12 protein-coding genes are annotated in these 10,633 nt (G+C 72.2%); 10 read left to right on the top strand and 2 right to left on the bottom strand.

The window, feature by feature from the left end:
* Positions 1-347 precede the first annotated feature (347 nt).
* Entirely contained in the window at positions 348-980 is a 633-nt protein-coding gene (locus ACIHEI_RS19430) for a lipopolysaccharide biosynthesis protein (RefSeq protein WP_396607479.1), read from the top strand.
* Positions 977-2,158: a GNAT family N-acetyltransferase gene (locus tag ACIHEI_RS19425; protein ID WP_396607478.1), complete on the top strand. Its 1,182-nt coding sequence runs from the start codon at positions 977-979 to the stop codon at positions 2,156-2,158. Before ACIHEI_RS19430 ends, ACIHEI_RS19425 begins: the two co-directional genes overlap by 4 nt.
* Here ACIHEI_RS19425 and ACIHEI_RS19420 read toward each other — a convergent pair.
* Complete coding sequence (locus tag ACIHEI_RS19420; protein ID WP_392956408.1) at positions 2,135-3,220, bottom strand: glycoside hydrolase family 26 protein; 1,086 nt, start codon at positions 3,218-3,220, stop codon at positions 2,135-2,137. The two genes, ACIHEI_RS19425 and ACIHEI_RS19420, sit on opposite strands and share 24 nt — an antisense overlap.
* Before the next feature lie 104 nt (positions 3,221-3,324).
* Entirely contained in the window at positions 3,325-4,203 is an 879-nt protein-coding gene (locus ACIHEI_RS19415) for a neutral zinc metallopeptidase (protein WP_396607477.1), read from the bottom strand.
* A gap of 189 nt (positions 4,204-4,392) precedes the next feature.
* Here ACIHEI_RS19415 and ACIHEI_RS19410 point away from each other — a divergent pair, with 189 nt between their 5' ends.
* From ACIHEI_RS19410 to ACIHEI_RS19375, 8 genes are all read left to right on the top strand, one after another.
* Positions 4,393-5,301, top strand: a complete 909-nt coding sequence (locus ACIHEI_RS19410) for a hypothetical protein (protein ID WP_392956402.1) — start codon at positions 4,393-4,395, stop codon at positions 5,299-5,301.
* 107 nt (positions 5,302-5,408) lie between these two features.
* Positions 5,409-7,007 carry an ABC-F family ATP-binding cassette domain-containing protein gene (locus ACIHEI_RS19405; protein ID WP_396607476.1) on the top strand — a complete coding sequence of 533 codons (1,599 nt, stop codon included), beginning with the start codon at positions 5,409-5,411 and terminating at the stop codon, positions 7,005-7,007.
* A gap of 339 nt (positions 7,008-7,346) precedes the next feature.
* Entirely contained in the window at positions 7,347-7,580 is a 234-nt protein-coding gene (locus ACIHEI_RS19400; protein WP_014138756.1) for a helix-turn-helix domain-containing protein, read from the top strand.
* Between the two features lie 265 nt (positions 7,581-7,845).
* Entirely contained in the window at positions 7,846-8,646 is an 801-nt protein-coding gene (locus ACIHEI_RS19395) for an enoyl-CoA hydratase/isomerase family protein (RefSeq protein ID WP_396607475.1), read from the top strand.
* A 323-nt stretch (positions 8,647-8,969) separates the two neighbouring features.
* Positions 8,970-9,449 (top strand): Asp23/Gls24 family envelope stress response protein, encoded by a 480-nt coding sequence (locus tag ACIHEI_RS19390; protein ID WP_396607474.1) that lies wholly within the window; start codon positions 8,970-8,972, stop codon positions 9,447-9,449.
* Positions 9,450-9,480: 31 nt separating this feature from the next.
* Entirely contained in the window at positions 9,481-9,672 is a 192-nt protein-coding gene (locus tag ACIHEI_RS19385; protein WP_392956396.1) for a hypothetical protein, read from the top strand.
* The gene (locus ACIHEI_RS19380) at positions 9,672-10,016 is read left to right on the top strand and encodes a hypothetical protein (protein WP_392956393.1); all 345 of its coding nucleotides are present in this window, start codon (positions 9,672-9,674) and stop codon (positions 10,014-10,016) included. Before ACIHEI_RS19385 ends, ACIHEI_RS19380 begins: the two co-directional genes overlap by 1 nt.
* Positions 10,013-10,600: a hypothetical protein gene (locus ACIHEI_RS19375; RefSeq protein WP_396607473.1), complete on the top strand. Its 588-nt coding sequence runs from the start codon at positions 10,013-10,015 to the stop codon at positions 10,598-10,600. The genes ACIHEI_RS19380 and ACIHEI_RS19375 overlap by 4 nt, the downstream gene beginning before the upstream one ends.
* Positions 10,601-10,633: the final 33 nt, after the last annotated feature.

The following is a 10,633-nucleotide window of genomic DNA, read 5'->3' as shown; positions in this document are numbered from 1 at the left end:
GTTCGCGCTCGTGCGCTGGCCTGCCGCTGGTGGCCGATGGCCGTGGCCGTCCCGCCAGGTGCGGCGGCCCGCCTCCGCTGACCCCGTTCTCTGGAGCCCTCCGATGCCCCTACTACGCCGTCGCGCTCGTGCGCTGGCCTGCCGCTGGTGGCCGATGGCCGTGGCCGTCCCGCCAGGTGCGGCGGCCCGCCTCCGCTGACCCCGTTCTCTGGAGCCCCCCGATGCCCCTACTACGCCGTCGCGCTCGTGCGCTGGCCTGCCGCTGGTGGCCGATGGCCGTGGCCGTCCCGCCAGGTGCGGCGGCCCGCCCTCGCTGACCCCGTTCCCCTCGTTTCCTGGAGTCCCCGATGCCCGAACCACTCCGCCGCTTCCGCGCGCCGGCCCGCCGCTGGTGGCCGATGGCCGTCGCCGTCCCGCTCGGCGTGGCGGCCGGCACCGGCTACGCCGTCGTCTCGCACCCGTCCTACGCCTCCTCCGCCTACGTGGTGGTGGTCCCGCAGAACGCCGGTGAGAACGCCAACGCCGTCAACTTCGCCCAGGCGTACGGCCGGCTCACCGGCCAGCCGCAGGTGCTGATCGGTGCCGCCGCCGAGACCCACCGCTCGGTGGCCACGCTGGCCGCCCTGGTGCGCGGCACCACCTCCCCGGACGCCCCGGTGATCGAGATCACCGGCACCGGCCCCCGCCCCGAGGACGCCGTGCAGAACGCCGGCGCGGTCGCCCGGTCGCTGATGGCGTTCGGCAACTCCGGCAGCAAGGAGACCGGCGTCAAACTGGTCCAACTGGCCGCCGCCGCCGAACCCGACGCCCCCGCCTCGCCGTCCGCCACCCTGGACACCGCCGTCGGCGGCGCCGCCGGCGTGCTGCTCGGCGCCCTGGTGATGCTCACCCGCCGGGGGCCCGACCCGGACCCCGGCTCCACCACTGCCGTCTTCCCCACCCAGGCCGAGACCCCGCGGACCGAAGGGGTGTACCGATGAAGCTCCGCCAGCCGCCCGCCACCGCCGCCACGGTCCCCGCCCAGGCCGACCACGCCGCCGCCGACGGCCACCGCTGGACCGCCGAAGTCCTGCGCGGCGACGACGCGTTGGACACGGTCGCCGACGACTGGGACGACCTCTACCGCCGCTGCTCCACCGCCACGGTCTTCCAGTCCGCGCCCTGGCTGCGCTCCTGGTGGCAGGGCTACGGCCGCCCGGGCGCCCTGGTCCTGGTGCTGGTTCGCCGCGACGGCCGGCTGGTCGCCGCCGCCGCACTGCGCCGCCGGGGCCCGTTCGGCGGCCTGACCAACCTGGGCGCGGGCCTGGTCGACTTCACCGATGTCCTGCTGGACGACGAGTGCGCCGACCGGGCCGCCGCCGAACTCGCCGCCGCACTGCCGCTGCGCCGCCCCTGGCACAGTCTGGACCTGCGCGAGGTGCACCCCGAGGCCGCCCTGCAACGGGTGTTCGCGCACTGGCCGGGCCGCCGGCACCGGTTCGCCGACTCGATGTGCCAGTACCTGCCCGCCGTCCCGATGGACCAGCTGCTCAAGCGGCTGCCCGGCAAGACCGCGCAGCGCAGCCGGGTCAAACTGCGGAAGATCGCCGAGGCCGGGATCCGGGTGCACACCGCCACCGCCGACGAAGTCCCGGACACCGTCCGCGAGTTGCTGCGCCTGCACCGCCTCCAGTGGCAGGACCGCGGCGTCACCCCGGAGCACCGCACCGAGCGCTTCGCGCACCACCTCACCGAGTCCACCGCCGCCCTGGTGGCCACCCGCCGGGCGGCCATACAGCGTTTCGAGCTCGACGGGCAGCTGGTCGCGGTCGACCTGATCCTGCTGTGCAGCCCGTTCGCCGGCCTCTACATGTACGGCGCCCACCCCGGCCTGCGCGAGCGACTGGACATCGCCGGCCTGCTGTTCGGCGGCGCACTGGACGAGGTGCGTGCCGCCGGGATCCCGCAACTGAGCCTGCTGCGCGGCCAGGAGCCGTACAAGCAGCGCTGGCGGCCCGACCAACTGCCCAACCAGCGGCTGGTGTTCGGCCCAGGTCGGCTCGCCCCGTCCGCTGCCGCCCGGGCCCTGCGGGTGCGGGCCCGGACCGCCGCCGTGCGGCTGCTGCGGACCAGGCTGCCGAAGCTGAAGGAGGCGCTAGTGCGGGCCAGGCTTCGGTGACGGCATGAGGGCCGGCCCCGCCGCCCCGGACGAGCCGGACATCAACTGCTTGAAGACGTCCGCCGACCTCGGGTTGTCCTGGCACTGCCAGAAGCCGTGCGGGCAGTAGTCGGTGACGGTCTGGTAGGCGGTGTCGTGGGTGCGCATCCACTCGACCATCCGGCGCACGTACTCCGGGTTGTCGCCGTTGCGGAACAGCCCCCACTCGGGGTAGGAGACCGGCTTGCCGCGCTTGGCCGCGAACTCCACCTGGTCCTGCAGGCCATACGGCTCGCTGACGTACTGGTCGAAGGTGCCGCCCGCGGGCATGTCGTAGCTGTCCATCCCGAGGATGTCGACCACGTCGTCACCGGGGTAGCAGCGCGTCCAGGGGATCGCGTCCAGCCCGCGGGTGGGGGTGAAGTCGAAGGCGAAGTGCTGCCCGGGCACCGAGCGCATCACGCCGACGATCCGCCGCCAGTACGCCTTCCACGCGCCCGGGTCGGGCCGGCAGCGCGAGGTGTAGGTGATGCCGTTCATCTCCCAGCCCAGGGTGATGGTGGTGTCGCCGCCGCCCAGTGCCACCAACTTGCGGGCCAGGCGCAGGAAGTGCTGGTCGAACTCGCCCTTGTTGCCGCGGGCCAGCAGGCCGGCCACCTCGCCGTCCGGCACGTTCCCCTCGTTGGGGACCAGCATCGGCACGCCCAGCACCAGCCGCCGGGACTGGTCGGCCTGCCGCCACTGCGACCACAGGCCGAGCACCACCGGCTCGCCCTCGATGTCCCGCCAGCTGTTGCCTGCCAGATAGGTGTGGCCGACCTGCATGTTGGCGTTGTCCAGCCAGGACGCCATCTTCGCGATGTTCGGGATGTACTCGTTCCAGGAACCGACGAACGCGCCGAACGGCACCTCGTGGACGGCCCGCTGGACCGTCGGACGGGGCGCCGCGCCGCGCGGCTGGATGGCGTCCGAGGAGAGCGCCGCGTGCCGCTCGGTCTGGCTGAGCGGCGTGCCCGAGGGCACGCTCGCGGTCGTCATCAGCAGCAGAGCGGCGGCAGCCAGGGTGAGACGGCCGAGGCGCATGGGCTCACTCCGAACGGACTCGGGGACAACTCGGGCGCCTGGAGCGTAACCTGACAGTCCATCAGAAATGTCGCATGTCACCCCATCGGGTCATTGCCGCACGGTCATCCGAAGGTGTTGCACTTGGTCATGTCGCCGCTCTGGTAGCCGGTGGTGAACCACTGCTTGCGCTGCTCCGAGGAGCCGTGCGTCCAGGTCTCCGGGTTGGTCTTCCCGGTTGCGCGCTTCTGGATCCGGTCGTCGCCGACCGACTCGGCGGCGTCCAGCGCCCGGGCGATGTCGTCGTCGGTCAGCTTGGTGATCAGCGGACGGCCGGTGGAGGCCTGCGGGGTGGTGGTGGCGTGGTGCGTCCACACGCCCGCGTAGCAGTCCGCCTGGAGCTCGGACTTCACCGAAGCGCTGTCCGCGCCCTGCCGGTCGTTGCCGACCCTGACGCCGAGCAGGGTCTGCACGTGGTGCCCGTACTCGTGGGCCACCACGTAGGCCTCGGCGAACGGGCCGCCCTGGGCGCCCAGCTGGCGGCCCATGTCGTTGAAGAAGCCGAGGTCGAAGTAGGCCTTGTGGTCGCCCGGGCAGTAGAACGGCCCGATCGCCGAGGTCGCCGGGCCGCACGCGGTCTGGACCCGGTCGGTGAACAGAACGCTGTCCGCCTGCGAGTACTTCTTGCCGCGGTTCGCGAACTCGCCCTGCCAGTAGTTCTGGATGCTGTTCACCGTCGCCAGGATCCGGCAGTCCTGCCGCTTGTTGGCGTCCGCGCCGGTCTTGCAGGTCGAGGTCTGCGCGGTGCCGGTGGCCTTCCCCGCGGCCGGCGCACTGCTGCTGTGCGAGTTGCTGAACATGGACGGGTCCAGCCCCAGCACCAGCGCCACTATCAGGCCGACGATGCCGACCGCGCCGCCGCCGATCGCCACGGCGCCGCCGGGGATGCCGCGGCGGTCCTCCACCTGCGAGCCGTCCAACTGGGCGTCGTCGTCGAATTCCATCCCTGTCTCACCTCTGTAACAGTCCGTCGGCCGGTCGAAGCCGTACCCTAGCGGGCCGTAACGACCGGGAGACGGCCCGCCGACGCAGGTCGCAACCGGTTGTGTCGGAACCGTATAAGGCGTGCGGCGGCGGCGTGGCGCGTTCGAATCCAGCTGAATTCCGTCGGGGCCGGACGGTACGCTCCGGCCGTGTCCTTCAATCCGCTGCGCACTCTGTCGCCCCGATCGGTACTGCCCGCCGCCGCCGCACTGCTGGTCCTCGCGGCAGGCGCGGCGGCGCACGCCAACCGCCCGCAACCGTTCGGGGACAAGGTCCTGCCCGGAGCGGCGGACGCCAGCCCGGTCGGCGCACAGTCGGCCAGCACCGGCGACCTGAACCTGAAGGTCGGCCCCGGCGTGGAGGCCTACTCGAGGAGCACCGGCGAACACCTGTGGTCCTACCGCCGCGACGGCGCCACCGCGCTCTACCTGACCATGGTCGGCGAGGACGCGGCCGTGGTCTGGGACGACGGCATGGTCACCTCCGTCAACCCGGCCGACCACTCCGTCCGCTGGCACCGCAGCGTCCCCGGCCTCGCCGACTGGCTGCGCGCCGACGGCGAACCCGGCGCGGCCGACCGCACCGACGAGCAGCGCCAGGCACTCGCCGTGCAACGCGCCGCCGCCGCCCTGCACCCCTCCGCCGACTCCAAGGCCGACGCGTTCGTCACCGTGGTCACCCCCGGCCTGCTGATGGGCTTCCGCGACCGCGACGGCGACCTGCGCTTCAACTCCCGCCCCCCGGCGGGCTGCACCTTCGACCCGGCCCGCACCGCCCAGAGCGAGGACGCCGTCCTGGTGCCGCGGGTCTGCGTGCCCACCAACGGCGCCGCCCGCCAACTGCCCGGCGGCGTCATGGTGTTCGCGCTCAACGCACCCGGCAATTTCCTCAACACCGGCCCCGACGTGAAGATGCGCCCACTGGACCGCCACCGCATCGCGATCGACGACGGCCCGGTGATCGGCACCTGGGTCTACGACACCACCCGCGGCGGCCGGGAGACCAACTGCGGTGCTTCGATGCCGTTCGCGGCGTCGACGCCCACCTGCGAGAAGTGACCCGGTGGGTTCGCGCCCTCCCACGCCCCAGGAAAACGTCTCGCGCGCTCCCGTAGACTGAAGCGAATGGCTGAGTGCCATCCCCACGTCTAGGAGTGACCCCAGCCATGATTACCGCGAACGCCCTGGAGCTTCGTGCCGGCGCCCGCATCCTGATCGAGTCGGCCAGTTTCCGGATCGCCCCGGGCGACCGGATCGGTCTGGTCGGCCGCAACGGTGCGGGCAAGACCACGCTCACCAAGGTGCTCGCGGGCGAAGGTCTGCCGGCCGGCGGTACCGTCACCCGCTCCGGCGAGGTCGGTTACCTGCCGCAGGACCCGCGTACCGGCGACCTCGACGTGCTCGCCCGGGACCGCATCCTGTCCGCCCGTGGCCTCGACACCGTGCTCAAGAAGATGCGCGAGAACGAGGAGCGGATGGCCAACGGCAAGGGCGCCACCCGCGACAACGCGATGAAGAAGTACGCCCGGCTGGAGACCGAGTTCCTCACCAAGGGCGGCTACGCCGCCGAGGCCGAGGCCGCCACCATCGCCGCCGCCCTCGGCCTGCCGGACCGGATCCTCGGCCAGGAGCTGCACACCCTCTCCGGTGGTCAGCGCCGCCGCGTCGAGCTGGCCCGGATCCTGTTCTCGGACGCCGACATCCTGCTGCTCGACGAGCCCACCAACCACCTCGACGCGGACTCGATCGCCTGGCTGCGGGACTTCCTGAAGACCTACAAGGGCGGCTTCATCGTCATCTCGCACGACGTCGACCTGGTCGAGACGGTCGTCAACAAGGTCTTCTACCTGGACGCCAACCGCTCCGCGATCGACATCTACAACATGGGCTGGAAGCAGTACCAGCAGCAGCGCGAGGACGACGAGAAGCGCCGCAAGCGCGAGCGCGCCAACGCCGAGAAGAAGGCCGCGACCCTCAACTCGCAGGCCGACAAGATGCGCGCCAAGGCCACCAAGACCGTCGCCGCGCAGAACATGGCCCGCCGCGCCGAGAAGCTGCTCTCCGGCCTGGAGCAGGTCCGGGTCTCCGACAAGGTCGCCAAGCTGCGCTTCCCGGACCCGGCCCCGTGCGGCAAGACCCCGCTCACGGCCGAGGGCCTGTCGAAGTCGTACGGCTCGCTGGAGATCTTCACCGACGTGGGCCTGGCGATCGACCGCGGCTCCCGGGTGGTCATCCTCGGCCTCAACGGCGCCGGCAAGACCACCCTGCTGCGGATGCTGGCCGGCGTGGAGAAGCCGGACACCGGCGAGGTGATCCCGGGCCACGGCCTGAAGATCGGCTACTACGCCCAGGAGCACGAGACGCTCGACCCCGAGCGCACCGTGCTGGAGAACATGCGCTCCGCCGCGCCCGACACCGACCTGGTGCAGATCCGGAAGATCCTTGGCTCCTTCCTGTTCTCCGGCGACGACGTCGACAAGCCGGCCGGGGTGCTCTCCGGCGGTGAGAAGACCCGGCTCGCGCTGGCGTCGCTGGTGGTCTCCAGCGCCAACGTGCTGCTGCTCGACGAGCCCACCAACAACCTCGACCCGGCCAGCCGCGAGGAGATCCTCGGCGCGCTGCGCACCTTCACCGGCGCGGTCGTCCTGGTCACCCACGACGAGGGCGCGGTGGACGCGCTCCAGCCCGAGCGGATCATCCTGCTCCCCGACGGCGTCGAGGACCTGTGGAGCCCCGCCTACCACGACCTGGTGTCGCTCGCCTGAACCCCGGAGGTCCGAAGGCAACCGGCGAGTAGACACCGGGTCGGCCGTCGGTACGAGGGGAACTGGTCGTCCGTCCAATCCGGGAACGCCCGGGCCCGCACAGCCGTTGGCTCTGCAGGCCCGGGCCGTTTCGTGCCTGCCCGGCGGGCTGAGCAGCGGATTCGCTCACCGAAGCGAATCGCGGAGGGGCGCGCACACCCTCCGTGAGCGCCCTGGTGCGCAGCGAACACCACCGGACGAGCCCGCTTTCCGGTGACGGACCTTGTCGAATGGGTGGCCAGGAGCCTTGCAATGGGTGATCATGGGAATCTGACTGATCACCTCTACGAGGAGGCACGGGTGGCCGAGACTCTGAAAAAGGGCAGCCGGGTGACAGGTGCCGCGCGTGAAAAGCTCGCGGCCGATCTCAAGAAGAAGTACGACTCCGGCGCGAGCATTCGCGCCCTCGCGGAGGAGACGGGCCGTTCCTACGGTTTCGTCCACCGGATGCTCAGCGAGTCCGGGGTCAACCTTCGAGGTCGTGGCGGTGCCACGCGCGGCAAGGGCAAAGCCGCTGCGGCCGCCGGTTCCTGACGGTCCATCACCTCAGGCGGGCGGTGCTCGAGCAGCCCCGGCCGCCCATGCTGCACCAGCACGCTGCTCGCCAACGCACGAGGTTCCACACGGATCGGCGGCCGGGTTCTCCCGAGCCGCCGACCGTCGTTTCCGGGCCCTTGCGCCTCGTATTCCGCGAGCATTCCACCGGCATTCCTGTACGTGGATCCGGTGCTTTGTTACTCTCCAGTAGCCCGTCGGGGTCGGCGGGCGTCCCCGCCCTGTCGCTGGAGGTAGCACCGCCATGACCACCCACATCCCCGACGCCGACCGCACCGCGTGGGGACAGGCCGGCGTCCGCCTCGACCTGGACGGCGAACTCGCCACCGTCACGCTCTGCGACCCCAAGCGCCGCAACGCCCAGACCCCCGCCATGTGGCGCGCCCTCGCCGCGATCGGCCGCGCCCTGCCCGGCACCGTCCGGGTCGCCCTCCTCCAGGCCGAGGGCACCTCCTTCTCGGCCGGCCTCGACCGCGCCATGTTCACCCCCGAGGGCATCCCCGGCGAAACCGGCTTCCTCCAGCTCGCCGCCTCCCCCGACGCCGAACTCGACGCCACCATCGCCTTCTACCAGGAAGCCTTCACCTGGTGGCGCCGCACCGACCTGATCTCGATCGCCGCCGTCCAGGGCCACGCCGTCGGCGCCGGCTTCCAGCTCGCCCTCGCCTGCGACCTGCGCGTCGTCGCCGAGGACGTCCAGTTCGCCATGAAGGAAACCTCCCTCGGCCTGGTCCCCGACCTCACCGGCACCAAGCCCCTCACCGACCTGCTCGGCTACGCCCGCGCCCTGGAAATCTGCGCCACCGGCCGCCGCGTCGGCGCCGAAGAGGCCGTCGCCACGGGCCTCGCCAACGTCGCCGTCCCGGCCGCGGAGCTCACCGCCACGGCGAAGGACCTGGCGGCGGCGCTGTTGGCTGCGCCGCGGAACGCCGTCATCGAGACGAAGGCGCTGCTGCAAGGTGCGGGCGACCGCACGTACGAGCAGCAGCGGGCGGCGGAGCGAGAGTCGCAGGCGCGACGCCTCCGGGACCTCGCGGGGCTGTAAGGAGAGCGAAGCCAGGGAGAGCACAACCAGGGGCGGGTGGGGGCACCTCCCAGCCCCCCAGGGCTGGGGGAGAACTGCGCGAAGCGGGAGGCACCCGTCAGCAAGGTCGCGACGCAGGGCAATGACTTGCACTTGATCGCGACCTTGCTGGCGTGCGCTCCATGCTCGCGCAGTTCCGCCCCCTCGGCTTCGCCTGGGGGTACCCCCAGCGCCCCTGTTTTCGCGCCCGCCTGCGCTGTCGCTGCGCGAGCGTTTTGCGTGGCGAAATGTCAGGGTTAGGGGTGATTTGGGATATAGCTGGACCCGACCCCAGGAGGCCCGACATGGCGCAGCCACACACCCCCACGCCCGCGGATCTGCAGAAGGGCGCGGTGGAGGCGCAGACGGTGGGTGATGAGCGGGGGCGGACGGCGCTCGCGGTCGGGGTGGTGGAGAAGATCGCGGGGATGGCGGCGCGGGAGGTGGCGGGGATCCATGCGTTGGGGTCGGGGTTCTCGCGGACGTTCGGGGCGATGCGGGATCGGGTGCCCGGGTCGAAGTCGAGTGTGGGGCGCGGGATCAAGGCGGAGGTAGGGGAGAAGCAGACCGCGATCGACATCGCGCTGGTGGTCGAGTACGGGGTGGTGATTCCCCGGCTGGCGAGTGAGGTGCGGGCGAACATCATCGAGGCGGTGGAGCGGATGACCGGCCTGGAGGTGGTCGAGGTGAACATCGCCGTGAACGACGTCCACCTGCCGGACGAGCTGGACGAGGTGGAGGAGGAGGAATCCTCGTCCTCCGGCCGGCGCCCGCGGGTGCAGTGAGTTGTCGGGACGGGCTGCGAAGGAGTGGTGGATGAACGTGGCGTTGGTGGGCATGCTCGCCGGCATGGCTCTCGGGTTCGCCGGCTACTTCGGCGGGTTCGCGGCGTTCCTGCTGGTCGCGGCGCTGGGGGCGGTGGGCTTCGTGGTGGGCCGGCTGGTCGAGGGGGATCTGGAGCTCGGTGAGCTGGGCGAGTTGCTGCGCGGCCGGGACCGGCGGCGCTGATGGCGTACTCGGGGGCGGTCGCGGGCCCGCCCGCACAGCGTGGTGGTGAGCAGATCGCCGACCGGGTGTACCGCCGGATCGCGGCCCGGGCCGTCGCCGACGCGCTCGCCCCGGCGTGGCGGGGCCACCCGCAGCCGGGGCCGTGGCCGAAAGCGTCGGCGCTGTACGCGCACGGCCGGGTCCGGCTCACCCTGCATGTGGAGCTGCCGTTCCCGTGCGACGTCGCGGCGCTGGCCCGGACGGCGCGGGACGCGGCGTGCGAGCGGGTCGCCGAGCTGACCGGCACCGCCGTGGCCTCGGCCGAGGTGATCGTGGACCGCCTGCATCCGGCGGGCCTGCGGTGAGTGCGACGGCGAAGGAGCTGCGCAAGCGCAGCGCCGCCTCGTGGCTGCGGTCCGAGCGGGGGGTGGTGACGGCGCTGGTGGTGGCGGTCGTGGTGGTGGCCGCGGGGATGCTGCTGTACGACGTGATCGCGGTGCGCTCCGGTGGCCAGGCCCGGCCGTGGCGGCGGGAGTTGGCGCACCAGTTGGAGACCCGGCAGCTCGACGACCCGTGGGTGCTGGGGTTCGCCGCCGGGGCGGTGCTGCTCGGGCTGGTGCTGCTGACGCTGGCGTTCCGGCGCGGGCTGCGCGGCTGGCTCGCGCTGGAGCCGCGCGGGACGGCGATCCACCGCAGCGCGGTCGCCGAGCTGATCTCGCTGCGGGCCCAGGAGCGCGCGGACCTGCACCACTGGCAGGTGAAGGTGGGGCGGTGGCGCACCCGGGTGACGGTCGCCGGAACCACCGACCCGGCAGCGGTGGAACGCCACCTGCGGGACGAGCTGGGCCGGATCCCGATGGCCGGCCCGCACCGGCTGGACGTCCGCACCCGGTCGGTCCGGGAACGTCACCACCGCCGTGAACTGGCCGAGTTGGAGCCGCCCCGATGAGTCGACGTGCCGTCAACCGGGCGGTGTTGGTGG

The organism is Kitasatospora sp. NPDC051984 (assembly GCF_044593455.1).
Lineage (GTDB): Bacteria > Actinomycetota > Actinomycetes > Streptomycetales > Streptomycetaceae > Kitasatospora.
The sequence above is the reverse complement of the archived record's forward strand: the minus strand, read 5'-3'. Positions and strand labels throughout refer to the sequence as shown.